The organism is Patiriisocius marinistellae, from assembly GCF_009014635.1.
Lineage (GTDB): Bacteria > Bacteroidota > Bacteroidia > Flavobacteriales > Flavobacteriaceae > Patiriisocius > Patiriisocius marinistellae.
Genome location: NZ_BKCF01000003.1, coordinates 229,759 through 255,093 on the forward strand (window position 1 = coordinate 229,759; position 25,335 = coordinate 255,093).

At 32.7% G+C, this 25,335-nt stretch carries 22 protein-coding genes; 12 read left to right on the forward strand and 10 right to left on the reverse strand.

The window, feature by feature from the left end; all coding sequences use genetic code 11:
* Positions 1-47: 47 nt before the first annotated feature.
* On the reverse strand, positions 48-1,610 hold the full coding sequence (locus tag GB234_RS09725; protein ID WP_151894365.1) for an SDR family NAD(P)-dependent oxidoreductase: 1,563 nt from the start codon (positions 1,608-1,610) through the stop codon (positions 48-50).
* Positions 1,611-1,925: 315 nt separating this feature from the next.
* On the opposite strand from GB234_RS09725, the gene GB234_RS09730 reads away from it, so the two are divergent.
* The 9 genes from GB234_RS09730 (at position 1,926) to GB234_RS09770 (ending at position 12,587) form a co-directional block, all read left to right on the forward strand.
* A complete protein-coding gene (locus GB234_RS09730; protein ID WP_151894366.1) occupies positions 1,926-3,908 on the forward strand; it encodes an amidohydrolase family protein in 1,983 nt (660 codons plus the stop codon).
* 2 nt (positions 3,909-3,910) lie between these two features.
* Complete coding sequence (locus GB234_RS09735) at positions 3,911-6,151, forward strand: AAA family ATPase (protein WP_151894367.1); 2,241 nt, start codon at positions 3,911-3,913, stop codon at positions 6,149-6,151.
* A gap of 11 nt (positions 6,152-6,162) precedes the next feature.
* Positions 6,163-7,131, forward strand: coding sequence for an HNH endonuclease family protein (locus tag GB234_RS09740; RefSeq protein ID WP_151894368.1), 969 nt, complete (start codon positions 6,163-6,165; stop codon positions 7,129-7,131).
* A gap of 227 nt (positions 7,132-7,358) precedes the next feature.
* Positions 7,359-8,183: a T9SS type A sorting domain-containing protein gene (locus GB234_RS09745; protein WP_151894369.1), complete on the forward strand. Its 825-nt coding sequence runs from the start codon at positions 7,359-7,361 to the stop codon at positions 8,181-8,183.
* A 150-nt stretch (positions 8,184-8,333) separates the two neighbouring features.
* On the forward strand, positions 8,334-8,912 hold the full coding sequence (locus GB234_RS09750) for a TetR/AcrR family transcriptional regulator (RefSeq protein ID WP_151894370.1): 579 nt from the start codon (positions 8,334-8,336) through the stop codon (positions 8,910-8,912).
* 24 nt (positions 8,913-8,936) lie between these two features.
* Positions 8,937-9,569, forward strand: coding sequence for an NAD(P)H-dependent oxidoreductase (locus GB234_RS09755; protein WP_151894371.1), 633 nt, complete (start codon positions 8,937-8,939; stop codon positions 9,567-9,569).
* A 19-nt stretch (positions 9,570-9,588) separates the two neighbouring features.
* Positions 9,589-10,584, forward strand: a complete 996-nt coding sequence (locus GB234_RS09760; RefSeq protein WP_371863336.1) for an NADP-dependent oxidoreductase — start codon at positions 9,589-9,591, stop codon at positions 10,582-10,584.
* 22 nt (positions 10,585-10,606) lie between these two features.
* The gene (locus GB234_RS09765) at positions 10,607-11,764 is read left to right on the forward strand and encodes an iron-containing alcohol dehydrogenase (RefSeq protein WP_151894372.1); all 1,158 of its coding nucleotides are present in this window, start codon (positions 10,607-10,609) and stop codon (positions 11,762-11,764) included.
* A 16-nt stretch (positions 11,765-11,780) separates the two neighbouring features.
* A complete protein-coding gene (locus tag GB234_RS09770) occupies positions 11,781-12,587 on the forward strand; it encodes a type 1 glutamine amidotransferase domain-containing protein (protein ID WP_172966872.1) in 807 nt (268 codons plus the stop codon).
* Positions 12,588-12,664: 77 nt separating this feature from the next.
* On the opposite strand, the gene GB234_RS09775 is transcribed toward GB234_RS09770, so the two are convergent.
* The 7 genes from GB234_RS09775 to GB234_RS09805 form a co-directional block, all read right to left on the reverse strand.
* The gene (locus tag GB234_RS09775) at positions 12,665-13,126 is read right to left on the reverse strand and encodes a cold-shock protein (RefSeq protein WP_151894373.1); all 462 of its coding nucleotides are present in this window, start codon (positions 13,124-13,126) and stop codon (positions 12,665-12,667) included.
* Positions 13,127-13,187: 61 nt separating this feature from the next.
* Entirely contained in the window at positions 13,188-14,528 is a 1,341-nt protein-coding gene (locus GB234_RS09780; RefSeq protein WP_151894374.1) for a DEAD/DEAH box helicase, read from the reverse strand.
* Positions 14,529-14,561: 33 nt separating this feature from the next.
* Complete coding sequence (locus GB234_RS09785) at positions 14,562-15,011, reverse strand: KTSC domain-containing protein (protein WP_151894375.1); 450 nt, start codon at positions 15,009-15,011, stop codon at positions 14,562-14,564.
* A gap of 113 nt (positions 15,012-15,124) precedes the next feature.
* Positions 15,125-15,379 carry a hypothetical protein gene (locus GB234_RS09790; RefSeq protein ID WP_151894376.1) on the reverse strand — a complete coding sequence of 85 codons (255 nt, stop codon included), beginning with the start codon at positions 15,377-15,379 and terminating at the stop codon, positions 15,125-15,127.
* A 216-nt stretch (positions 15,380-15,595) separates the two neighbouring features.
* Entirely contained in the window at positions 15,596-15,787 is a 192-nt protein-coding gene (locus GB234_RS09795) for a cold-shock protein (protein ID WP_151894377.1), read from the reverse strand.
* Between the two features lie 103 nt (positions 15,788-15,890).
* Positions 15,891-17,915 (reverse strand): M13 family metallopeptidase, encoded by a 2,025-nt coding sequence (locus tag GB234_RS09800; RefSeq protein ID WP_151894378.1) that lies wholly within the window; start codon positions 17,913-17,915, stop codon positions 15,891-15,893.
* Between the two features lie 135 nt (positions 17,916-18,050).
* On the reverse strand, positions 18,051-18,227 hold the full coding sequence (locus GB234_RS09805) for an adenylosuccinate synthetase (protein WP_151894379.1): 177 nt from the start codon (positions 18,225-18,227) through the stop codon (positions 18,051-18,053).
* 290 nt (positions 18,228-18,517) lie between these two features.
* On the opposite strand from GB234_RS09805, the gene GB234_RS09810 reads away from it, so the two are divergent.
* A complete protein-coding gene (locus GB234_RS09810) occupies positions 18,518-20,173 on the forward strand; it encodes a phage tail-like protein (protein WP_151894380.1) in 1,656 nt (551 codons plus the stop codon).
* Between the two features lie 5 nt (positions 20,174-20,178).
* Here GB234_RS09810 and GB234_RS09815 read toward each other — a convergent pair whose 3' ends face one another.
* On the reverse strand, positions 20,179-21,042 hold the full coding sequence (locus tag GB234_RS09815) for a winged helix-turn-helix domain-containing protein (protein WP_151894381.1): 864 nt from the start codon (positions 21,040-21,042) through the stop codon (positions 20,179-20,181).
* A gap of 126 nt (positions 21,043-21,168) precedes the next feature.
* Here GB234_RS09815 and GB234_RS09820 point away from each other — a divergent pair, with 126 nt between their 5' ends.
* On the forward strand, positions 21,169-21,723 hold the full coding sequence (locus GB234_RS09820) for a YceI family protein (RefSeq protein WP_151894382.1): 555 nt from the start codon (positions 21,169-21,171) through the stop codon (positions 21,721-21,723).
* A 24-nt stretch (positions 21,724-21,747) separates the two neighbouring features.
* Here GB234_RS09820 and GB234_RS09825 read toward each other — a convergent pair whose 3' ends face one another.
* Positions 21,748-24,822: a hypothetical protein gene (locus tag GB234_RS09825; RefSeq protein WP_151894383.1), complete on the reverse strand. Its 3,075-nt coding sequence runs from the start codon at positions 24,820-24,822 to the stop codon at positions 21,748-21,750.
* A gap of 217 nt (positions 24,823-25,039) precedes the next feature.
* Here GB234_RS09825 and GB234_RS09830 point away from each other — a divergent pair, with 217 nt between their 5' ends.
* The gene (locus GB234_RS09830) at positions 25,040-25,333 is read left to right on the forward strand and encodes a hypothetical protein (protein WP_151894384.1); all 294 of its coding nucleotides are present in this window, start codon (positions 25,040-25,042) and stop codon (positions 25,331-25,333) included.
* Positions 25,334-25,335 lie beyond the last annotated feature (2 nt).

Below are 25,335 nucleotides of genomic sequence, written 5' to 3' on the forward strand. Positions count from 1 at the left end.
GAACTGCTAAAAATTAAAGACTTAAGTTTATTACCAATAAAAAATTACTACCAATCAATTGGGAAATAATCTTTTAAGAATTTTCCAGACCAATGTTTACCAGTATTGATTCCATCTATTAAAGGGTCCATGACCCGTGCTGCTCCATCCACAATATCTAGCGGTGGTTGAAAATCATGTACCTCTACTTTTTTCTTTGACAACTCTGCAGGGTCTTCATCTGTAACCCATCCAGTATCTACAGCGTTCATATAAATGCCAGATTTAGCAAATGTTGCTGCAGAGGTATGTGTAAGCATATTTAAGGCTGCTTTTGCCATATTTGTATGTGGATGCCTATCTTCTTTTTTAAAGCGATGAAATTTTCCTTCCATTGCCGAAACATTAATTATATGTTTCTTCCCTGTGTTTTCTTTCATCATTAAATTTGATAAACGATTGCACAACACGAAAGGTGCGACGGCATTAACTAATTGTACTTCTACCATCTCTGTAGTTTCAATTTCACCAAGTTTTAAACGCCAGCTGTTTGTTTTACGTAAATCAACTTGTTGTAAATCTGCATCAAGTTTACCTTCTGGAAACACTTCAGATGTTTGTAATGAGTTATCAAAACTATATGGTATTTGAGAAAGCGCTGCAGAGTTGCGTAATCCTATTCCAGGTTCTGGACCATGCCAAGTTACTGGAAGCACATTATTTTTACTCGTTTTTGAAGTATCAACACTTAAGTCTGATAATTCCTGTAAACAATCAATATGGTCATTTAATAATGGCTGAGCAAGTTTAGGCAATTGATCTACTGGTAACTTTTCATTTTCCATTAAATGAAAATAGAAACCTGATGGCCTCCTAACTGTTTGTGCTGCATTATTGATGAGAATGTCTAAACGATCATATTTTTGCTCTATATAGTTACAAAAAATTTCGACACTTGGAATGTGTCTTAAATCAAGCCCATGAATATGCAATCTATGGCACCATTGATTATAATCTTCTTCTTTTGAGAATCTAATAGCAGAATCTGCAGGGAAACGTGTTGTAGCAACAACAGTAGCTCCAGAGCGTAATAACATTAATGTAATGTGATATCCTATTTTTAATCTAGAACCTGTAATTACTGCTACCTGACCTTTTAAATCTGTAGTTTGAAAACGTTTAGCGTAATTTAAATCACCGCAGTCTGTACACATCGTATCATAAAAATGATGCAGTTTTGTGTACATCGTTTTACACACGTAACAATTTCTTGGGGATTCTAACTCTAATGTATCTTCTGGAATAGCAGCTGCTGCTAATAACTTAGGTGCTACAAATAAAGTTGCTTCTCTTGCAGATCTAATTCCTGTAGTTTTTCTTGCATGCTTATCTTTAGCAATCATTTTGCGCTTTGCTGCTTTCTTAGCATCTTTTTTTCTTCGCTTAAATTCGTCCCTATTAGGTCGAGACAATTTTCCTGAAACTTTTAACAATGCAGTTCTCTTTTCTTCAGAAAGCTCATAAATCTGGTTTGTGTCTGAAACTAAAAGTTCTAAAATTGAGATAGTTGTATCTATTTCTTGAAGTGAAACTTTACGAACTTTTTCAGGTTTTTTTTGATTTTCAAGCATATCTATAAAGCGTAAAGTTTTAACAAATGTGATACAAATTTAATTTTAGCGAAGGTAAGTATACCTCTTTACAGAATTATAGAAAGCTTATTCTTTTTAATACATACCTATAGTTAAAATTTAACGCTTTTAAAATATTTATGAATGAAATTTAATTAAAGTAAAAGCAGTTTATATTGTTGCAATTTATTTGTATAAAGCACTGGTTTAGTGAACATTTAAAATGATTGCTAATCAATATTTATAAAAAAACCATATCTTAGTACACTCCCTTTTAAAATTTTCTTAGAAAGCTAACCACTAAATAATTTGATTATGCCTAAAAAGCCAATCATCAATGCTCACACACACACTTTTACAAGTAAATTTGTACCTCCATTTCTTGCAAAAACTATAGTTCCTTGGCCATTATATTTTTTGATTCATACTCGCTGGATTGTAGGCTTGGCACAACGCTATTATAGATGGAAACATGGACAAACGTTTCCAAAATACGACAAGAATAAAACTAAAGAAGAGCAAGAAATAGAAAAACAAAAAGCGTGGGATAAAATTTACGCCAGTCGCAGGAAAATGCGAAGTAAAACTATTTCTAAATTTAACTTTAAGGCAAATCGCATCATTTATATTCCGTGGCGGATTATTATTTTCTGGGTATCGTTAGTAGCGTTCTTTTATGTAGCCGAATTTTTAGGTTGGATTTTTGGAATAGATGAAGGTATTAATGACATTTTTACTAAAGTAAAAATATGGCTCACCTCCTATTATTTATATTTTGAATTTCCGGTCGTTTGGAAAGTAGTATGGACTCTAGCAGTTCTTATATTTATAAACTGGAGTCGCAGAACTATCTGGTTTTTAATCAAAAAACTATTTCCATTTTTTCAAAGTATTTTAAGTCCTAACGGCTTAGCGTTATTAGAACGTTATTTATTAATGGGGCGTTTTTCTTTTTATGGTACACAGAAAAAAGTAGCAGAGCGAGCACTTGACCAGCTCCCTCCTAATTCGCAAATGGTAATATTACCTATGGATATGGAATTTATGGGTGCCGGAAAATCAAAAATGACAAACGAAATACTAGCCACAAAAAATAATAATATTCCTAAAAACCCCACTGAGGATGATTGGAAAGACTCTGACTATCACGATACATTTAAATACCAAATGCGAGAACTTTGGGATTTCGTAAAAACAAAGCGCAATGGTAAAAATCCTAATGCATACCATCCTTTTCTATTTTTAGACCCCCGCCGCATAGAAAAAGAAGGTAACTCTTTTTTTAGCTATACAATTGTTGATGGCAAAATGAAGCTAAACGACTGCTATTTAAAAACATATATGGAAGACCGCAACTTTAGTGGTTTTAAAATTTACCCAGCCCTAGGCTATTATGTTTTCGATGAATCACTCTTACCTATTTGGCTATATGCTTCTCAAAACAATATTCCAATCATGACACACTGTGTGATTGGTACAATATATTTCCGAGGAAAAAAGATAAAAGAATGGAACTATCATCCTGTTTTCAAACAATATTATAGAGACAAAAGACAACCTGAAAATCAACCTGAACCCATGGTGTTACCACAAGTAAAACCTGTTGATTTGCAATATAACTTTACTCACCCCATGAATTATTTATGTTTACTTGAGGAAACCTTTTTGCGAGAATTAATAGGTAATGCAAAAGACAATAATTTAAAAACGTTGTTTGGATATACAGATAAGGAAACTCCCCTAACACAAACATTAAAAAATATAAAAATTTGTTTAGCACACTATGGTGGAGAGGAAGAATGGATTAAATATTTAGAAACAGATAGAGATGTTTATGCAAGAAGTTTGATAAAAAATCCCAATGATGGAATTGACTTTATGCAAAATGCTACTAATGAATTTTCTTGGAGCAAAATAAATAGTCTCTGGCATGATACAGATTGGTACTCATTAATATCTAGTATATTGATGAACTATGATAATATGTACGCAGACCTTAGCTACATTATAAGTAAGCCATCAATTTATCCCTTATTAGTAGAAACACTTCGGAAAAGTGACAACTATGAAGCCCAGTTAGTTCATTACAACGCCGAACAGTCTAATAATAAAAAAGCATCGCATTTCAAAGGCCGAAATAGATTGCGAAGTCACATTTTATATGGTACTGATTTTTATGTGGTAAGAAATCATAATTCAGACAAAGACTTATACACAGAAACTCGCGCAGCCCTTGATGATGAAAGTTTTGATTTGATAGCAAGAGAGAACACATTTAATTATTTATCAAGAGATTAGTTATGCTATACATAAACCGAAACTTTGTAAATAAACCTGAAGTATTTTCATCACATCCATTTAAAGATGAAATAAAAGTAATGACAGAATTTTATACCAAAAAAAACATAAAACAATCACGGTATAGAATAAATTCAAGACTCATAGAAAGCCAATTATTAATTGAAAAATTAGTAAAATTATTTCATGGTAAATGTGCGTATTGTGAGTGCGAAATTTTTGAGAAATTCTTTAAAACAGCGCACCATAGGCCTACAGAAAATGCGATGAATTTAGACGGTAAAGTTTCAAAGGAGAGTTATTGGTGGTTAACTTATGAATGGAACAATCTATATTTATTATGTGAACAATGTAGTTCAATGAAAAAAACTCGATTTCCTGTTGCGGGTAAGAGAGTTTCATATTTAGGCAATGTGCCTCAAGAAAAGGCTTTATTAATTGATCCGTGCAAAAAAAAAGATTTTGATGACAAGCATTTTCAACTCTTTAAAAACGGTGAAATTCTTGGAATAACCGAAAGAGGAAAAATTACAATCGAAATTTTAAACTTGAATAATGAGAACAGAAAACAAGAAAGAGCACGCAAAATTTTAGAAATGGCGGGAGCTATATCAATGGCTCGTGGAGCAGCAAATCAAAATGATATAAATAATGCAAAAAGAGAATTAAACAAACTACTAAATAGTGAAGTAGCTTTTTTAAGTTACTCAATAGCCGCATTTAAACACTTTTCTTTAATAACTACAGAGAAAATCGAAAGCTCAAAAATTTACAACGCTATAATTGAAGAAATAGATAATAGCATTTCAGACTTTACATCTTGTATCACAATGAAGTCTAAAGTTGAACGGCCAAAAATTACTAAAAGACATAAAACAAAATCTAATAAACCTTTTCCTATAGTTTCACCCATTACATCATCTATTGATAAATTATCAGATAATATTTTAAAAAGAGATTACTTCATGTCTGCTAAGCGCATTCAAAAAATTGAAATAGTCAATTTTAAAATCATCAAAAATTTGGTGTTAGAATTCCCCAAATCAAAGCATAGAGAAGAGCCTTGGATGGTTCTTTTAGGCGAAAATGGCGCAGGTAAAAGCTCAGTATTACAAGCGGTAGCACTTACACTCGCTGGTGAAGAAAAAGCTAATAATTTAGAATTAAACGCAGCCCAATTTGTCAATAGAAATACGAGCTCAAAAACTGGATATGTAAGGGTTTATCTAGAAGGGGTTTCAGACTTTCTTGAACTTAAATTTAATAAAGACTCTCCTAAATTTACTTCAAATTATGATGCTCCTAAAGTTATTCTATTAGCATTTGGATCTACTAGACTTATGAGTGACACGGTTGATTACGAAACAAATAAAAATCTTATTAATCTAAGTAATTTGTTTAATCCATTTGCAACATTACCAAATATTGAAGGTTGGTTGGGTGACCCAAAAAAAGTAAGTGTTGCACAATTTGACCAGATTGCTATAGCACTTAAAAACGTCTTACAGCTTCCAGACAATAAATTAATATATCGTAGAAAAACTAAAGAAGGTACTTACGAACTTTTTATAAAAATAAACAAACAGAAACAAGGAATTACTGTTAAGGAATTAAGTGCTGGATACAAATCCATAATTGCAATGACTATAAATATAATTAGAGAAATACTCAACACATGGGATAGTTTTAAAATTGCTGAAGGCATTGTTCTTGTTGACGAAATAGGCGTTCACCTCCACCCTAAATGGAAACTTCAAATCATTAGTACGTTACGAGAGATTTTCCCTGCAATGAACTTTATAATTACCACACATGAGCCTTTGTGTTTACGTGGTATCAATGAAGGGGAAGTAGCACTTATGAAAATGGATGAAAACAATCAAGTAATTGCCTTAATGGATCTCCCTTCTCCTAAAGCACTAACCATTGAACAATTAATAACATCAAAATTCTTTGGATTAATAACCTCATTTGATCCAGAAATAGAAGCACAACTTAATTCTTTTTATTTACTGAAATCTAAATTAAACCCTACACCTAACGAGATAGAAAAATTAGAAACATTACGTAGAAATTTAGAACACATTAATGTCATTGATAATGAATCAAATTTAGAAGTTTCTAAAAAATCAAAAATTAATTTAGCTGCAAGTTCTTTAGATGCTGGGTGGATTAATAACCCTAAACATCAAGAAGACTTAAAACAAAAAATCAAAGCGATTTGGGATAAGACAACTTCGTAAAATATAATATTATGATTTTGATAACTAAGAACACAAAAAACCCAAACATTTCAGTATATAAAAAGAAGAGATGGAAAGGCCTTGACGGAAATAAAACAACATTAGCAATTCGAGATTTTAATAAATCTATATTGCATTATACAAATCCTGCAAACTTTAAAGACAACAAAAAATTAACACGTAAAGGTTTTACGTATGAGGCCTATTCACATAAAGACACAAAAAAAGCATTAAAGAAAATTTTTAAAAGTAAGTGTGCCTATTGTGAGAGTTTTATTATGCATATTGAACCAGGTGATATAGAACACTTTAGACCAAAAGCAGAAGTACACACTAAAAATGGAGAAGTTTTAATTCCTGGGTATTACTGGTTAGGCGCAGATTGGAAAAACTTATTATTATCTTGTATAAAATGCAATAGATCAAATAACGAAGCTATAAATTTTTCGGATGGAGAAATCCAAAATATGGGAAAAGCTAATCATTTTCCACTCTCTGATGAGTCTAAAAGAGTTCGATTACACACAGAAGATATTTCAATTGAAGATGAGTTTGTTCAAATTATAAACCCTTGTAGAGAAGATCCAGAAGCACATCTTATTTTTGAAGATAATGGTCAAGTAACAGCAAAAGATGAAAAAGGAGAGAAATCTATTGCCGTATATGGGCTTTTTAGAGCAGATCTCGTTTTAAAAAGATCACAAGTAAGTAGGGATCTAAGTTCCTCACTTACAGATCTCGTATTAATAATTCAACAACTTGATCAACTAGAAGCAGCGAATATTAGTACAGATATCATCTTAAAATTACTACGCGTTAATCTAGAAAATTTAAAATTTGCTTTTCAAATAGATGCGGAATACCTAGCATTAAAAAGACAAAAGCTAAAACGCTTTATAAAACAAAATCCTATTAGTAATCAAAAATTAACAGAAATGGGTATTCCGCTATTAAACTTCTTAAATAGTAATACAATTTAGATAAATAATATAGAGGAATTTATTAGATGCTAAATATTTTATTCAATATTGATCCTTTAAATATTTAAAATTATTTCTTCGGAAATATTATAATAATTACACCTCTTTAATAAAAATCTCACTTTAGAAAAAATTAACGCTTGTTAAGAAAATATTGATACTGGATTAACTCAAATAATTTTGATCGCTGTGTAAATTTGAAATGAACATAAAAAATTACACATATAATGATTAAAACTATTACAAATTTTAAATTTAAAGTTGCATTTATTTTTATTTCAATATTAACATCATCTTCAATATATGCACAAAGCAATTGTGATATTTACTGTCCAAATGATTTTGCTGTTGTAGCAAATTCAAATGGCGAATATGTAGTTGAAGATTATTTTGCAAATAACTTAGTAACTTTAGAGGAATGCAATCCAGGTGCTGTTGTCTCTCAATCACCAGCTCCTGGGACAATAATGGGCTTAGGAGAATTTGAAGTGACAATGACTGTTACTTCTGGTGGAGAAACAGACGATTGTGATTTTGACATTTCAGTAATTGAAGAACAAAGTGGTGATTGTGATTTTGACTGCCCAGATGATCAATTAGGTACAACAGATAGCGCCGGAAACTATGCAATACCTAATTTTGCCACAAATGGTGCTCTTGTAGTAACAGGCAACTGTGGAAATTTTACTTTTGAGCAAGACCCTGTTGCAGGTACTATTGTAACCGCGGGTATTTATAGTATTTCATTATCAGCAGAGTCTGAGCCTGGTACAAGTAGTATAAGTTGTGGTTTCAATTTAACTGTTGATGAAACATTAAATGCAAATAGTTTTTCAATAAATACTTTTACAGTTTATCCAAACCCTGCCTCTAATAAAATAAATTTTTCAAATGAAGTAGAAAACGCCACATTAGCTTCTCTCACTGGAAAAATAATATACCAAACGAAAATGACTAATTCAATTGATGTTAGTTATTTAGATAAAGGGATTTATATTTTAAAAATTGAAAATGGAAATGAATCATTAATTAAAAAAATTGTTATTAATTAATTTTCTACTAATCTTTAAAAATTCATTTTTCATTAATGAAAACCAACTTACAATACGACTGTAGGTTGGTTTTCTCTTTAAATTAAATTCATGTTAAAAAAGAATGAACATTCATTTTTATAAATATCTTTGTAACGTAAATTAAATACAATGGCTAAACTTCAAAAAAGTATAGATAAGCGTAATGAATTAATAAAGGCAACTATTGAGTTGGTAAACAACAATGGTTTTCACGCAACACCTATGAGTAAAATTGCTAAAATGGCGAATGTATCACCTGCAACAATCTATTTGTATTTTGAAAACAAACAAGACTTAGTTAATAAGACTTATATTGAAGTAAAAGAAAAATATACAAAATATGCTTTTGAAACTTACGAAAGCTCAATGCCTGTTAAAAAAGGTTTTGAAATAATATGGAAACGTATTGCAGAATTTAAATTAAAAGAATGCGAGAATGCCATGTTTTTAGCACAATGTGATAATACTCCCACTATCGATGAAACGAGTAGACAGGAAGGTATTAAACATTTACAGCCCCTACTCGACCTCTGGGCACGTGGTAAAAATGAAGGGTTAATAAAACCAGTCTCAGACTATATTTTATATGCATATGCTATAAACCCACTATCCTTTTTAATGATTACTCAAAAAAGAGGAGCATTTACATTAGACAAAACACATTTAGAAGAAGCATATCAATCTGCTTGGAATAGTATTAAAATTTAAATAAAAAACGAAAAAAACAAATAAATGGAATTGATAGAAAAGTTAAATTGGAGATACGCTGCTAAGTCTATGAGTGGAAAAGTAGTCCCTGAAGATAAAATAGAACGTATTTTAGAAGCTGCACGTTTAGCTCCTACATCATCAGGTTTACAGCCTTTTGAAATATTTGTTGTAAAAAACCAAGGTATTAAAGAGCAAATTAGACCAGTTGCTTGGAATCAGTCTGTTATCACAGAAAGTTCACATCTACTAGTTTTTGCTGCATGGGACACTTATACTGCTGACCGAATTAATTATATGTTTGATTTAACAAATAAGATTCGTGGTTTTGAAAACGAAGGTTGGGAAAATTACAGACAACAATTATTAAGCTCGTATCCACAACGTGATGCTGAAGAAAATTTCAATCATGCAGCAAAGCAGGCATATATTGCTTTAGGTACTGCTATGATCGCAGCTGCTGGCGAAAAAGTGGATAGTACTCCCATGGAGGGATTTGATGCTGATGCAGTTGATAAAATTTTAGGCCTACGTGAAAAAGGTTTACGTAGTGCTGTGTTATTACCGTTAGGATATAGAAATGAAGATGAAGATTGGTTAGTAAATCTTGTTAAGGTTAGAAGACCTATGGACGAGATTGTAACCGTTATTGAATAAATTAAAAATGAAAATGAACATGAAAACGATACAATTAAAAAGTAGACCTGAAGGAAAACCAACACTTTCAAATTTCGAATTTGTAGAAGAAGATAAATCGTTAACTATATCTGATGGAGAGATTCTTCTAGAAGCAGCTTATGTTTCTGTAGATCCATATTTAAGAGGACGAATGAACGATGCAAAATCTTATGTTCCGCCTTTTAAATTAAACGAACCTGTACACTCTGGTGTTGTAGCTAAAGTTTTAGAATCTAAAAACGAAAAATTCCAAGTTGGAGATTACGTTTCTGGCATGCTAAACTGGTCTAGACAACAAGTGTCTGATGGCGAAGGCTTAAATAAAGTAGATTCAGAAAAAGCACCTTTAAGCACCTATTTGGGCGTTTTAGGCATGACAGGTTTAACGGCTTATTTAGGCTTTACCGAAATAGGAAAACCTAAAGAAGGTGAAACTATAGTAGTCTCAGGAGCTGCAGGAGCAGTTGGTAGTGTTGTTGGTCAAATAGCAAAAATACTAGGCTTACGCGTTATAGGTATTGCTGGTACAGATGAAAAAATCGAGATGCTAAAAAGCAAATTTGGTTTTGATGAAGGTATCAATTACAACACCACAAAAGACATGAAATCTGCCATTGCAGAAGCTGCGCCAGATGGTGTAGATGTGTATTTTGATAATGTTGGAGGACCAATTTCAGATGCTGTTTTATTCAGTATTAATCGCTTTGCAAGAATTATAATTTGTGGTGCCATTTCGGTTTATAATGAAACGGAAATACCTAAAAGCATAAGCGTACAGCCATTTTTAATAAAAAACAGCGCGTTAATGCAAGGTTTTATAGTAAGTAATTATGCTGAAAAATTCCCAGAAGCGATTCAAAAATTATCAGGTTGGTTAGCTGAAGAAAAATTAACCTATACCGAAACTATAGTTGATGGTTTCGATAATATCCCTCAAGCTTTTATAGATTTATTTGAAGGTAAAAACAAAGGGAAAATGATAGTAAAAATATAATAACCAAAAAAAGAAAAAGAAGATGAACAATTTTGAATTTAAAAACCCAACCAAAATTATTTTTGGAAAGGATACAATAGAACAATTAAAAAATGAAATTCCTGCAGATGCTAAAGTATTATTACTTTATGGTGGAGGAAGTATTAAGAAAAACGGAATCTACGACCAAGTAAAAACCGCTTTGGCAAACGTTGATGTGAACGAGTTTGGAGGTATTCCTGCAAATCCAGAATACGCAACATTAATGGACGCTTTAAAAGTTATTAAAGATGAAAACATTACGTATTTACTAGCAGTTGGTGGTGGATCTGTAATTGACGGAACTAAATTTTTATCTGCAGCTGCAGTTTTTGAAGGCGATACACCTTGGGATATTTTAACTAAAAATGTTAGAACAGAAAAAGGAATGCCTTTTGGAACCGTTTTAACATTACCAGCAACAGGATCTGAAATGAATTCTGGAGCTGTAATTACACGTGAAGAAACTAAAGAAAAATTAGCAATGGGTGGACCTGGTTTATTTCCAGTGTTTTCAATATTAGACCCACAAGTTATTACATCTATTCCAGAACGTCAATTAGCAAATGGTTTAACAGATGCTTTTACACACGTTTTAGAACAATACATGACGTATCCAATTGGAGCTTTATTGCAAGATCGTTTTGCAGAAAGTATATTACAAACATTAGTAGAAGTTGCACCAACAGTATTAAAAGATCCAACAAATTACCAAGCAGCATCTAACTTTATGTGGAGTTGCACAATGGCGTTAAATGGACTAATTCAAAAAGGAGTACCAGGAGATTGGGCAATCCACATGATGGGTCACGAGTTAACAGCTTTATTTGGAATAGATCACGCACGTACTTTGGCAGTTATAACACCAAGTCATTACAAGTATAATTTTGAAGCTAAAAAAGAAAAATTAGCGCAATATGGTGAACGTGTTTGGAACATTACTGAAGGTAGTACAGACGATAAAGCCTATGCTGCAATAGAAAAAACTACTGCTTTTTTCCATGAGTTAGGCATTGATACAAAATTATCTGACTACACTAAAGATTACGAAGGAACTGCAGAAGAAGTTGCTAAACGTTTTAAAACTAGAGGTTGGAAACTAGGTGAACGTCAAGCTTTAATGCCTGAAGATGCAGAGAAAATTGTAAAAATGGCATACTAAATTTATAATTATTTAAATGAAAATAATAAAAACGGTAGCCTTAGCGCTAACTATAATTACAGCTTCAAGTTGTAAAGACAAAACAAACAACACTACTTCTGAAAACGTTTCAGAAGATAAAACAGAACTAAAAAAAGATAAAACTATGAACGTATTATTTGTATTAACATCTCACGACAAATTAGGAGATACAGGAAAAAAAACAGGATTTTGGGTTGAAGAATTCGCAAATCCATATTACACATTATTAGACAAAGGCTCAAAAATTACTATTGCAACTCCAAATGGTGGTGCTGCACCAATAGATCCAAGTAGTGATTCTCCAGATGCTGCAACAGAAGATACTGAGCGTTACAATAAAGACGAAGCAACAAAAGCATTAATCGCAAATACGCACAAGTTAGCTGATATGAATGCAGACGATTTTGATGCTGTATTTTATCCTGGAGGTCATGGACCATTATGGGATTTAGCAAACGATAAAACATCTATTGCTTTAATCGAAAAGTTTAATACTCAAGAGAAGCCTGTAGCATTTGTATGCCACGCTCCTGCTGCATTAAAAGGTGTAAAAGGAACAGATGGAGAACCATTAGTAAAAGGTAAAAAAGTAACTGGTTTTACAAATACCGAAGAAGATACTGTTGGTTTAACAGACGTTGTTCCATTTTTAGTGGAAGACATGTTAAATGAAAATGGAGGAATCTACTCTAAAAAAGAAGATTGGGCAGCTTACGCTATTCAAGATGGTAATTTAATTACAGGACAAAATCCTGCATCGTCTGAGTTGGTTGCAGAAAAATTATTAGAGAGCTTAAAATAGTTTATTAATAAAAAACCCAATTAGAATAGATTTTAAAATCTGTTCTAATTGGGTTAAATAGTTTATAGAGCAATGTATTACTTCTCGAGTTTCACTTTTACTGCATTCATACCTCTTTGACCTTTTTCAAGTTCAAATGATACTTTATTACCTTCTGTAATCTCGTCAATTAAACCACTTACGTGACAAAAATATTTTTGTTGATCTGCTCCATCTACGATAAAACCAAATCCTTTTGAAGTGTCAAAAAAACTAACTGTACCTATACGTACTGGATTAAATTTATCCTCGTCAGTTTCTTCTTTTGGAGGAATTCCCAAAACAATATCTTCTGCTTCAACTTCAACTTTCTGTGAAGGATCTGGCGGTGTGTCCACTAGATTTCCATTAAAGTCTACATAAGCAAATTCAATTCCTGTGCTTCCGTTTTCTTCTTTTTCAAGTTTGCGGGCTTCCATTTTCTTCCGCTTATCTTCACGCTTTTTTAAACGTTTTTTCTCTTTTTCACTCTTACCAAATGTTTGTTGGGATCTTGCCATTAATTTATCTAATCTATTTTTTAATTAATTTATTTTCTAAAGGTACGAAATTTTCAAGAATTTATTTTTTCTTTTTCTTCTTAGATTGTTCGTCCTTTGGAGTTACAGTCTTAGTTTGGTTCAAATGGTGTGCCAAAAGCTTATCAATTAATTCATCTTTGGTAAGATGATGGAAAATTGTTTTAATATCTGTTTTAAAAGCTTCTGAGATAAAATGATTTGGTTTTGTTTTAAAAATTTGTTTTGCCCAAAGTTTTGCATTGTTTTCTTCAATAGCAAGAGCATCAACTTTTAACATTTCAGAAAAAGTAATCCCTAATTCATCTTCTAAATCTGGAATGTCATTTACTTCGTCTTGTTGAATTACACTTAAAGAAAGTCCCTTTGCCCCTGCTCTAGCAGTACGTCCACTTCTATGTACATACGCATCATAAGTATCTGGCAAGTGGTATTGTATTACATATTCAATTTCTTTTACATCGATACCACGAGCTGCTAGGTCTGTTGCTACAAGAATATTAATGTGCCCTTCTCTAAACTGGCCCATAATCCTATCTCTAATTCCTTGTGTTAAACTACCGTGTAATGCTCCAGATGAGAATTTATGGATGGCCAAGTTTTTAGCCAACTTATTAACCGCTGCTTTAGTTTTACAGAAAATAATTCCTCGTTGTCCTTCTTTAGTGCTTAAAAAATGCATTAATACATCTAGCTTTTCTTCTGGGGCAACTACAATATATTTATGATCAATACCTTGATGACCAAGGGTAGCCATATCCACCTCTATATTTTCTACCTTTTTAGAAAGATAATTTTGAACAAGTTGTTTTATTTCGCCATTTAACGTTGCTGTAAATAAAAAGGTTCTTCGCTTTTTAGGCATTACCTTAATAATTGTATCAAGACTTTCTTTTAAAATAGAAACCATTTCATCAGCTTCATCAAGTACTAGATACGAGGCATTACTAATACCCACTGCTTTACGCTCCATTAAATCAATTAGGCGTCCTGGAGTTGCAACTATAATTTGTGTAGGTTCCTTAAGCCTCTCAATTTGAGGTTTAATTGGAATTCCCCCACAAATAGAAGCAATTGAAATAGTAGGGATATTAGCTGCAAAATCACATAAGTTTTTATGTATTTGTTGTCCTAACTCCCTTGTAGGAGCGAGTACAATAGCTTGTATGTCATTATTAGTGACATCAACTAATTGTAATAATGGCAATCCAAAAGCGGCTGTTTTTCCAGTTCCTGTTTTAGCAATTCCCACGACATCATCCTTTTGGTTTAACACTACAGGAATAACTTTTGCTTGAACATCTGTGGGTGCAGAGATATTCATCGTTTTTAATGCTTTAATAAGGGCTTGGTCTACGCCTAAACTTTTAAATGTATTTGCCATATTATTGTAGTTGTACTTCGGAAATATTAATTATTAAGCTTCTTGTAGAATTCTTTTTGACTTACGGTAAGTATACTTTGGATAAATATTTCTTTTAGCAAAACGGTTTAAATTTCCAGCGTTTATCATCTTACGATAAATAGGCTTTGTTACTCCAAAATATTCATAAGTCGCACCATCTGTAAAAGTAATCTCTAAGAGCATTCCCTTATGTTGATAATCTGCGATTGCTGAATTTGTAATGGTCTCTGTGTATTCTGGCAAGTTTTTTTCTTTTGTCTCTGGTGCCATACTTACTAGAAAATGATACCCATCGATAATTCTACGGCTTTGAATCTCAGCTTCTTCTTGCTTTTCATCACCATCTTGAAACTTATCAGGATGCCATTCTTTTACTAAGTTTCTGTATGCTTTTTTTAGAGGTTGGAGTTCAATTTCTTTTTCGACTCCAAATAATTTCTTGTATTCGTGTATGCGCTTCATTATCAGTGATTTTAATAGGGCGCGAAATTACTGCTTTTTAATCGATAAGTAGTAAAATTAACCAATAAAAAAAAGCCCACCTTCAAGATGAGCTTTTTAAAAATAACCTATTATTATTTTTTTGTATGATGCCCCCAAACGATGTCAACAATTTCTTCATCGTTTCTAAGTATAACATATTCTTCAGCTACTCTTTCAGCATCTGCTTGAGTCCTATCGTCTGGTTCATTTCCATGACTAGGAATTTTCCCTAGCTTTTCTGAATAGTTAGCGTTTTCCCAGCGTCTTGCATTTGTAGCGGTATTTAAAATGGTTATTTGAGTTACTGTAAACCATTTAATTTTTCCGTGACTTCCCTTGTTTCCCATAATTGTAGTTTTAATTTGTGTTAGTTAGTAAAAGGAGCTATAAATATAAAATAATTAATAACTTATAAATCAAGCATTTATACCTATTTTAAAGTTTTATACTAGTTGTATTAAAGAGATAATTTGTAAAAAGATATCTTTTTTAAATTATAGTATCCCACAAAAAAATCCCAACCGCGTGACGATTAGGATTTATTAAAACTATATGGGATGCCTTTAGATAACTGTAACGTTTACTGCATTTAATCCTTTGTTTCCTTCTTTCAGTTCAAATGTAACTTCGTCACCTTCTCTAATCTCATCGATTAATCCAGTTACGTGTACGAAGTGATCTTTTTCAACTCCTTCTTCTGTTATGAAACCAAATCCTTTGGTGTCGTTGAAAAATTTTACTGTTCCTTTACTCATTTTACTATAATTTAAATATTAATTACTTAGTAGTTAACAAGTAGCGTGCCATTAATATGAGTAACATCTAAAACTAAAACCTGTTAAAATTTCCGAAGAAAATTTACCATATCTTAATACGTTCTTCAACTGCTTTATAATTACTATCTCCAGGTTTAACATCAAATGCTTCATAAAATGGTGTGCTATTCATCAATGGCCCATTTACACGCCAAATTGCTGGTGAATGTGAATTTGTATTAATATAAGTACGTAAAAAAGCATCGCGAGTTTTAACTCTCCATATTCTAGCGATGGACATAAAAAAACGCTGGTCTGGTGTATAACCGCCTATTTTTATAGTGTCCTGTCCTTGCTTAGTTAATTTAAAGGCGTCGTACGCAATAGAAATTCCACCGTTATCTGCAACATTTTCCCCTACGGTTGTTGCTCCGTTAACATGTACGTCATCAAGCACTGTAAACTCGCTATAGCGGTCAATTATTTGTTGAGTTTTAGCTTTGAAATTTTTTAGGTCGTCGTCTGTCCACCAGTTTTTCACGTTTCCTTCTTTATCATATTGTGCACCTCTATCATCAAATGCATGTGTAAACTCGTGCCCTATTACCATTCCTATTCCTCCATAATTTACAGCATCATCAGCGTTGACGTCAAAATATGGAAATTGAAGAATACCCGCTGGAAAAACAATTTCATTAAGCGATGCATTATAATATGCGGTTACTGTTGAAGGTGTAGTTCCCCATCTGTCCTTGTCTGGTGCTTTGTTAAGTTGAGCAGCCATATAATCAAAATCATTACGTTCTAATGTGATAATATTTTCAAAATACTGATCTTTATTTATTTCTACATCATATTCGCGCCACACATCTGGGTAGCCTATTTTTTTAGTAATAGCATATAGTTTTTCTTTTGCTTTTACTTTTGTACTATCGCTCATCCAGTCAAGATTATCCATTCTGGCTTCAAATGCTTTTTGAAAATTGTTAACAAGCTCTAATGCTCGCTTTTTTGCGGCTTCGTCAAAATGTTGTTTAGTATATAATTGACCTAAAGCAAAACCCAGTAATCCATCCACTTGTCGCACCATCGCTTGTTCTCTCGTTTGCTTCTTTGATTGTCCAGTTAATGCCTTTGAATACTCAAATGAAGCTTCTTCAAACGGTGTGCTTAAATAATCTGCATAGTTAGAAATAACGCTTGCTTTTAAATATAATTTCCAGTCATTTAATGATATTTTAGTTAGCATTTTATCTAAGGCATTATAATACGCTGGTTGTTTCATATCAACCGAATCTACCTGAACTCCTAACGTGTTAAATTGAGATTCCCAATTAAGGTTAGGTTGCATTTTTACTATTTGAGCAAGACTAAACTTATTGTAATTACCTTCTATTTTTCTACGTTCCACACGGGTTTTATGTTCGTTAGCTAATTGTTTTTCTATACTATAGACAGTTAAGGCATTTTGTTCTGCATTAGGTTCATTTACTAATTTAAATAATGTAGTTAGATAGGTTTTATATGCTTCTTGTATTGCAACAGTTTCTTCATCTTTACCAAAATAGTAATCTCTGTCTGGCAACCCAAGTCCAGATTGTGCAGCATGCATTATATTAAATTTGCTATTTTCTTGATCTGCTGAAATGTATAGTCCTATAAGTGATGTATGTCCATTTTTTTGTTCTTCGGAAACGAGCTGCATCAAAGATTTTACGTCGTTGATTTTATTAATTTCATCAAGCATAGGTTTTATGGGTTCAAAACCACGTTTATTTATTTGTACAGTGTCCATCCCAGATGCATAAAAATCACCCAGTTTTTGTTCTACACTACCTTTAGTGTTATCGCTGGCAGCAGCATTTTCTAAAATTTCCTCTAGCAGTTCTCGTTGTGGAATGTTTAAAAACATGTAAGATCCTACACCTACTTGATCATCTGCAATTACTGCATTATCATTCCATTTTTTATTTACGTGAGCAAAAAAATTATCTCCAGGTTTAATATTTTGAGAAATACCATCAAATTCTGGAACCTTAGGCGCTTCTTTTTCTTCTTGGTGCGAATGTGATTCTTTACAAGAGATAAAGATTAATAGTAGAATAATAAGATAAGGGAGTTTTTTCATAACTTCTGAAATATTAATGGTTGAAATAATTTTGTTTGATTGTACTATAAAGATAATGATACGTTTAGTAAGTCACATTTCCGAAGAAATAAATACTCAGTTAATGCGACAAATCATACTAATCATACTAAATAATTACTTATTCTTTTTAACGCTACGTCTCCATAAAAAATAGAATACCACAATGCAAATGGGAAGTATTATAAACATGATTAAATCAAAAGGGTTTGATAAATCTAGTTGGTTACTATCACCTGGATTAGGTGTTCCTGTTGGTACTTGTAAATAGAGAATTTTGTTAAAGTAGTTCATTAATAGTTATTAAATTTAAAAAATACAATTATTATATAAAGATACTAGTTTAAAATTTTTATCTATTTCAACTTAATTAAAAGTTGCATTTAACTAATGATTATAGTTAATTATAAATTTTATCTCATAAAGAATATTTTTAACGAGTTTTTTCCTACAAAAAATATTAAAATAAATATTATTTTTGATAAAAAAACAAATAAACACGCTGTAAAACACTTGTGTTTAAAACAGTTAACATTTACATAGGGTTATCTTAATTATCTTTACACACTTAGAAATTTAATTATATGAAATCAAAATACTTTAATAAGTGTGCTATTTATTCTCTACTAGTTTTAAGCACTTCTATTTTTTTCAAAGGATATTCACAAGTAGGTGTTAATACGAGTTCTCCAGATGCTTCAAGTATTCTTGACATAGTCTCTACTGATAAAGGTATTTTGATACCTAGAATGACTGAAGAAGGAAAAAATGACATCATTACTCCTAAAAAAGGATTGCTTATTTATCAAAACAACGAAGCAGAGGGGTTTTGGTATTACGACGGTTCTATATGGAAACCAATTGATACAAAAGGGGAATTTACGAGTAGTACTGGTGTTGTTCATAACGTTACTAATATTAGACAAGATGATTTTGTTTTTGGTAGTAATTCACTAAATAACATTGCAGGAGCTGATGATGACAGTAGATTTTTATTTGACAAAGGCAAAAGTGCATTTAGAGTAGGTTATAATAATACATCAAGCTGGGATAATAGTGAAATAGGAAGTTTTAGTTTTTCTGCAGGATCTAAAGGCACTGCAAGTGGCACCTACGCAGTTACAATGGGTAGAGAAAATAATGCGACAGGAAGCTATGCTGTTTCAATAGGAAGAAGTAATACAGTATCTGCAGTAAATGGAACAAGTTTTGGATACCTAAATACAGTTTCTGCGGATTATGGAACAACTTTAGGTCGCAGCAATACTGCTAGTGGAGAATATTCATTAGCTGGTGGTATTGCAACAACAGCAAGCGGTCTTCATTCGGTAGCTTTTGGTACTACAAGTACTGCTTCTGGAGAAAACTCATTTGTATTTGGAAGATTGAATACTGCATCTGGATTAAACTCAGCTGCTATAGGCTTTACAAATACGGCAAGTAGTGAAGGAACTTTTGCTTTTGGTAATCAAAGTAGAGCAACTGGTGTACATAGTGTAGCTTTTGGAAATAACCTATCTACTCCTTCTTATAGCGAAATGGCTGTTGGTATTTACAATACTACTTATTCTCCAGCATCGACAACCGAAACTAATGGTAACGACAGAATTTTTAGTGTTGGTAATGGATTTAGAACTGGTGGTGTTACTACAAGAAACAATGCATTTACAATACTTAAAAATGGACATGTAGGTATAGGTACAGATACTCCCAACGAAGCACTTGTGATACATGGAGATGATAACTTTAGTGGCGATGCAGATTTTGACGCTCACAGTTATGGAAGCAACATTACATCTTTTCATATAAGAAGTGCAGCTGGAACTCAAAATAGACCAACAGCAGTGTCTGGAAAAACTAATGCCAATTTTTACAACATGGAAGCTCAAGGTTATGATGGTTCAACTTACAGGACTGCTTCAGCAATTCGTATGGGCGTCATGGCAACGAACTTAACGGGTGCAAATGATATGCCTGGACGTATAGATTTTGATGTTGCGCCAGACGGTACAGCAAGTACAATTACACGTATGCGAATTAACGATCAAGGTAATGTAGGTATTAATACAAGAAATACACCTATTACCGAAAAGCTTGTAGTTAATGGAAAAATTAAAGCTACTTCTGTAAATTTTTCTGGACTTACTACCTATGCAAATGATAGTGCTGCAGCAAGCGGAGGCCTCACACAAGGAGATTTATATAAAACTGCTGCTGGTGATTTAAAAATTAAACTATAATTAAATTAAGCTGTTTCTAATTTATACCCTACTCCGTGAACATTTACAATTTTGATGCTATCATCTTCTTGTAGTTTTTTACGGAGTTTTGATATGTAAGTGTCTAGACTTCTTCCCACAATTACTCCATTGTCTTCCCAAACTCGTTTAGTAAGCTCTTCTCTCGTCACTAATTGATTAGGTTTTGCAACTAGGATTTCAAGCAACTCGCATTCCTTTTGCGTTAACGGAATTTCTTCAGCAGCTTTCACTAATTTAAGTTGATCTGGATAAAAATTAAATATGCCTAACGTTGTAGCGCTAGCGCCTACTTCGTTTTTCTGAAATGTAACATATCGTGTATAAAATACAAAAATCAAAAAAGTTAGTACAAGAAATACTAAAAAGTAAAATAGATATTCATTTCCGAAGGAATCATTATTTAAACGTTTAAAAGTAACTTCGATTACATAACAATCCAATGGAACTAAGCGGCCACCACATGGAATAATATTCTTTTTTTCATCCCCTTTTACGGTATAACTATAAGCTACCTCTTTATCATTACAACGAATAACTTCTACCACATACTCCGTGGGTAATTGTGCTATTTCAAAAGTTGAGGCAACAATCTTATTTAAGTCATTAGGATCAAAAGTCAATTGGTTTTCAAACTCCAATTTATATTTAGAGTCACTCAAATTAATTACAGGTAATACAATTGATGTAGCATCTTGCTGCTTTAATAATAATTGATTTCCTACTTCTCTAAGCGCCACTTTAGCAGTTGCAGTCAAATCATCTTGCGGGTTATTTGAAGAGCATGCAACAATAAAAAAAATAACAATGAGCTTAGAAATAAGATTTATGGTTTGTTTTGTTTTGAGCATGGTTATACAAATTTCGTTGAATTTGCTGACTTTTTACAGTAGTTGACACTTCTTTTACATTCTTTTGACACTTTTAAAATGTTGCTCGTTTAGTTTTGAATCCAAATAAAATCTAAATATCGTTTTATGAAAAATTTAATGCTTACATGTATTGTATTATTTACAACTCCTATCATTGCACAAACAAAAACACATATTTTAAATACTGAACAAAGCGTTATTAATTGGCAAGGCTCCTATAGTTTTAGTTTTAGTGAGCACCGCGGAACTGTTCAATTTAAAAAAGGAAGCCTTATAACTACTGACGGAAATATAATTAACGGAACATTTGTAATAGATATGACTACAATATCTAATGAAGATTATCTTAAAGGATGGGGACCCGTAAAACATCTTCGCAATAAAGATTTTTTTGATGTTGATAGTTTTCCTGAAGCATCACTAGTTATTACTTCTATCAACTATTTTAAAAACACAAATACACACGAAGTATTTGCAAACCTCAAAATTAAAGGAATAAGTAAACCCGTTAAATTTTATGCAAATGTAGATGGAAACAAAAAAACGTTTAAAACCAAATTTATTATAGATCGCACCCGCTGGGGAATAACTTACAATAATGAACTAAAAGATAAAACTATATCTGACGCCGTTGAATTTGATGTCCTCTTACAATTTTAAGCAACAATTGAAAAGCATATAGTTTTAATTTTTAAAAGTTTCTAATTGTTGAGTTAAATCATCAAAACGGGCTTTAGCTTCATCACCCGGTAATTGGTCTGCACCACTAATCATATATAGCAAATATTGTACTTGTGCAATATACATTTGTTGTGGATACGCTCCTTCTGCATTTTTTAATAGCTGAAGATTTGCTTTAATTTGCTTTAATTTAGACTCGTTACTACCATCTTTAAGCAATGTAGCTTGCTGTTCTAGATTAGCTTGTAACTGTCTAGCTTCAGATAATAAATCAATTACTTTTCTTTGCATTATTTGCTGCTCCTTAAGGTCTGCGGCAGTTACTCCAAGAATTTCATTTCTCGGGTCCATTAAAATTTCAAATGATTGCTCTGTTGCTTTTCCTGCTGCAGTCAATCGCACTATGTAATTACCAGGAGTAACCATAGGGCCGTTTCTATAACGTTTTTTCAACTCAGAAGCCCATGCTCCTTTTTCTTTCAAGTCCCAATTAAAACGTTGCATTCCCGGCTTAGAAATTAGCTTATTATCAGTGTATCTAAATAGCTGGCTCAAGTTCATATCTTCAACTTCTTTTACTTCTGCAACACCTTCTTGCTCTTCTATTTCTCGTTCTTCTTTACTTTCTTCAGTTGTTTCAGTTGCGATGGCCGCTATTTTTAATGCCGTACTATCACTTAATATTGTAGTAATAAGGTTTCGGTTTTCGTCAAGAATTTCAAGTTGAATGCTTCCTTTATAAGTCGTGGGGATAAAATAATCTATAATTACACTGGTCTGTGGATATTTTTCATAATCCACTCCCCTTGCGCTTGGATATCGATATCTAATGGTTGTATCTGGTTTAAATAAAACAACGTCTTTATCAAGGTTTAAAATTTCGGCTTGCCGTAAAGATGTTATATTATCTAAAATCCAAAACCCTCTTCCCATAGTACTCAAAATTAAATCTCCTCTAAAAATCTTTAAATCTGTTATTGGAGTTACGGGTAAGTTTTGCTGAAATTTTTGCCATGTTGCCCCGTCGTTAAGCGAAATAAACACTCCTGACTCCGTCCCTACATACAATAATCCTTCACGAACAGGGTCTTCTCGTAAGACACGCGTAACAAAATTTGACGGGATTCCATTTTTTCCATCACTTAATAATTCCCAAGAATTTCCGAAGTCATTTGTAACATACAAATACGGTTTTGTGTCGCCTAATAAATGTCTATCTACAGCGATATACGCTTTTGCAGCATCAAATTGTGAAGGCTCAATAGATTCTACGCGTCCACCTTTTGGCATATTTTCAGGGGTTACATTCTCCCACGTTGCACCATCATCACGAGTAACGGATACAACACCATCATTTGAGCCCGTCCATATTACACCTTGCAATAATGAAGATTCTCGTATAGAATATAAGGTGCTATAATACTCTTCACCCGTAATATCTCTAGTAATTGGAGTTCCAGAAATTTGCTGCTTGTCCGCCTCAAATGCTGTGAGATCTGGCGAAATGGTATTCCAGGTAAGTCCATCATTCACCGTTTTATGTAAGTATTGAGAACCGTGATATACGACACTAGGATTGTGTGGGGATACATGAATAGGTGCCACACGCTGAAAACGATATTTTAAGTCTTTTGGATTATGTCCATAAATGTTTGATGCGCCCACATAGTAGCTTTTTTCGGTACCGGTTCGTTTATCAAAAACACCAAAACGTCCTTTACAATTGGCATAAACTACGTTGTGATTTCCTGGTTTTGGAACAGCAGGTCCTGTCTCGCAACCACCTGTATTTATTAACCACCCAGCGTTTGTATCTTGCACACCACTTGGAGGAAAACTAGGCACAGCAATTGTTGTTGAATTATCTTGTTGGCCTGCGTATAACCAATAAGGATATTGGTCATCAACCTCTACTTGATATAATTCTGCAGTGGGTTGATTAAATTGAGAAGACCACGTTTTACCACCATTGTGACTCACATTTGCACCTCCATCATTGCATTGAATTAATAGTTGTGGATTATTAGGGTTTAGCCAAATATCATGATTATCACCATGAGGAACACTCATTCTTTTCCAAGTTTTTCCTCCGTCAACAGATTTTAATAACGGATTAGAATTTGAATAAACAATATTAGGATTTGTAGGATCAAGCTCTATATTTGTATAATAGAAAGGTCTGTTTACTAAACCCTTATCACTTGATAACTGAATAAATGATTTACCCTGATCTTCACTTTTATAAAGACCACCTTCTTCACCGGGAGCCTCAATTACTGCATATAAAATATCTTTATCTGTAGGTGAAACCGCAAGGTCTATTTTACCAATCAATCCTTTAGGTAAGCCGTTATTCAATTTCTCCCAATCTTTACCTCCATTTTTAGATTTATAAATGCCACCTTCGTTTGTTTCCCCTCCCGAAATTATATTCCAAGGAGTCCGTTGTGCTTTCCAAGCAGCAGCATAAACAACATCTGGTTTTTTAGGGATAAACTCAAGATCTGAAAATCCTACGGTATCTGAAATATAAAGCACTTTTTCCCAAGTGTTTCCTCCGTTTGTAGTTTTGTAAATGCCACGTTCTTCATTTGATTTAAATGCATTTCCAATGGCAGCAACCCAGACAACATTATCATCTTTAGGGTCAATTTCAACGGCACCTATTTGTCCAACATCGCGAAGACCAATGTGTTTCCAAGTTGCACCACTATCAACAGATTTATAAACACCGTTTCCAGCAATTACATTGCTACGAAGTCCATCAGAGCCAGTACCTACATAAATAACATTTGGGTTTTCTACCGAGACTTCAATAGCACCAATTGAAGGTGTCTCAAAAAAACCATCTGAAATATTATTCCAAGTTGTTCCATAATCTTCGGTTTTCCAAACACCGCCACCCGTTGCGCCAAGGTAAAATGTATTGGGCAATGAAGGCACTCCGGTAACCGTTGTTACTCGACCTCCTCTTTCTGGGCCTACAGTACGGTATTGTAGAGATGAAAAGTCTTGTGCAAAAGTTAATGTTGTTATTAAGAATAAACAAATAGTAAATGAGGCTACTGTAATTTTCATAAATCTGTATTAATAATTAGCTTTTATAAATTTAATGATTTTAAAGCGACTTATTTAATCTCTTCGGAAATTTGACACGTAAAAAATGAAGATTCTATTTAATGGCTACATAACTTGTATGTCGAATTGATTTTAAACAAAAGGGATTGTTTAAAAAAAAATTCATTAACGAGTATTTAATTGACTAATTAATGTTTTTGAGTAGATTTACAGGTATATGAAAGCATTTAAAATAGGAGCTAGTATAATAGCTTTAATATTGTTAATTGTTACTTTGGGTTTATTAGCATTACAAAATCTTGCTTCGCTAATAGCTATTGGAACAGGGATTTTGTTCGCTTACTACTTATTTTTATTTATTGTGATAAGAATTATAGGAAATAAAAAAGCCTCTAAATGTGCACAAATAATAATTGGTATTATTTTCTTTTTACCAATTATTATAATGCTTTTTAATCCCGAGGGCTTATTCAATTTTCTATTAAACGGTATTTACTTAGATATGAAATAAAA

What these genes read in the sequence shown, in the direction of transcription:
- GB234_RS09725 (WP_151894365.1), bottom strand. Translation starts at nt 1,610, where the DNA reads ATGCTTGAAAATCAAAAAAAACCTGAAAAAGTTCGTAAAGTTTCACTT.
- GB234_RS09745 (WP_151894369.1), top strand. Translation starts at nt 7,359, where the DNA reads ATGATTAAAACTATTACAAATTTTAAATTTAAAGTTGCATTTATTTTT.
- GB234_RS09750 (WP_151894370.1), top strand. Translation starts at nt 8,334, where the DNA reads ATGGCTAAACTTCAAAAAAGTATAGATAAGCGTAATGAATTAATAAAG.
- GB234_RS09830 (WP_151894384.1), top strand. Translation starts at nt 25,040, where the DNA reads ATGAAAGCATTTAAAATAGGAGCTAGTATAATAGCTTTAATATTGTTA.
- GB234_RS09805 (WP_151894379.1), bottom strand. Translation starts at nt 18,227, where the DNA reads ATGAACTACTTTAACAAAATTCTCTATTTACAAGTACCAACAGGAACA.
- GB234_RS09810 (WP_151894380.1), top strand. Translation starts at nt 18,518, where the DNA reads ATGAAATCAAAATACTTTAATAAGTGTGCTATTTATTCTCTACTAGTT.
- GB234_RS09755 (WP_151894371.1), top strand. Translation starts at nt 8,937, where the DNA reads ATGGAATTGATAGAAAAGTTAAATTGGAGATACGCTGCTAAGTCTATG.
- GB234_RS09775 (WP_151894373.1), bottom strand. Translation starts at nt 13,126, where the DNA reads ATGGCAAGATCCCAACAAACATTTGGTAAGAGTGAAAAAGAGAAAAAA.
- GB234_RS09770 (WP_172966872.1), top strand. Translation starts at nt 11,781, where the DNA reads ATGAAAATAATAAAAACGGTAGCCTTAGCGCTAACTATAATTACAGCT.
- GB234_RS09800 (WP_151894378.1), bottom strand. Translation starts at nt 17,915, where the DNA reads ATGAAAAAACTCCCTTATCTTATTATTCTACTATTAATCTTTATCTCT.
- GB234_RS09815 (WP_151894381.1), bottom strand. Translation starts at nt 21,042, where the DNA reads ATGCTCAAAACAAAACAAACCATAAATCTTATTTCTAAGCTCATTGTT.
- GB234_RS09760 (WP_371863336.1), top strand. Translation starts at nt 9,589, where the DNA reads ATGAAAACGATACAATTAAAAAGTAGACCTGAAGGAAAACCAACACTT.
- GB234_RS09740 (WP_151894368.1), top strand. Translation starts at nt 6,163, where the DNA reads ATGATTTTGATAACTAAGAACACAAAAAACCCAAACATTTCAGTATAT.
- GB234_RS09765 (WP_151894372.1), top strand. Translation starts at nt 10,607, where the DNA reads ATGAACAATTTTGAATTTAAAAACCCAACCAAAATTATTTTTGGAAAG.
- GB234_RS09820 (WP_151894382.1), top strand. Translation starts at nt 21,169, where the DNA reads ATGAAAAATTTAATGCTTACATGTATTGTATTATTTACAACTCCTATC.
- GB234_RS09785 (WP_151894375.1), bottom strand. Translation starts at nt 15,011, where the DNA reads ATGAAGCGCATACACGAATACAAGAAATTATTTGGAGTCGAAAAAGAA.
- GB234_RS09730 (WP_151894366.1), top strand. Translation starts at nt 1,926, where the DNA reads ATGCCTAAAAAGCCAATCATCAATGCTCACACACACACTTTTACAAGT.
- GB234_RS09780 (WP_151894374.1), bottom strand. Translation starts at nt 14,528, where the DNA reads ATGGCAAATACATTTAAAAGTTTAGGCGTAGACCAAGCCCTTATTAAA.
- GB234_RS09825 (WP_151894383.1), bottom strand. Translation starts at nt 24,822, where the DNA reads ATGAAAATTACAGTAGCCTCATTTACTATTTGTTTATTCTTAATAACA.
- GB234_RS09795 (WP_151894377.1), bottom strand. Translation starts at nt 15,787, where the DNA reads ATGAGTAAAGGAACAGTAAAATTTTTCAACGACACCAAAGGATTTGGT.
- GB234_RS09790 (WP_151894376.1), bottom strand. Translation starts at nt 15,379, where the DNA reads ATGGGAAACAAGGGAAGTCACGGAAAAATTAAATGGTTTACAGTAACT.
- GB234_RS09735 (WP_151894367.1), top strand. Translation starts at nt 3,911, where the DNA reads ATGCTATACATAAACCGAAACTTTGTAAATAAACCTGAAGTATTTTCA.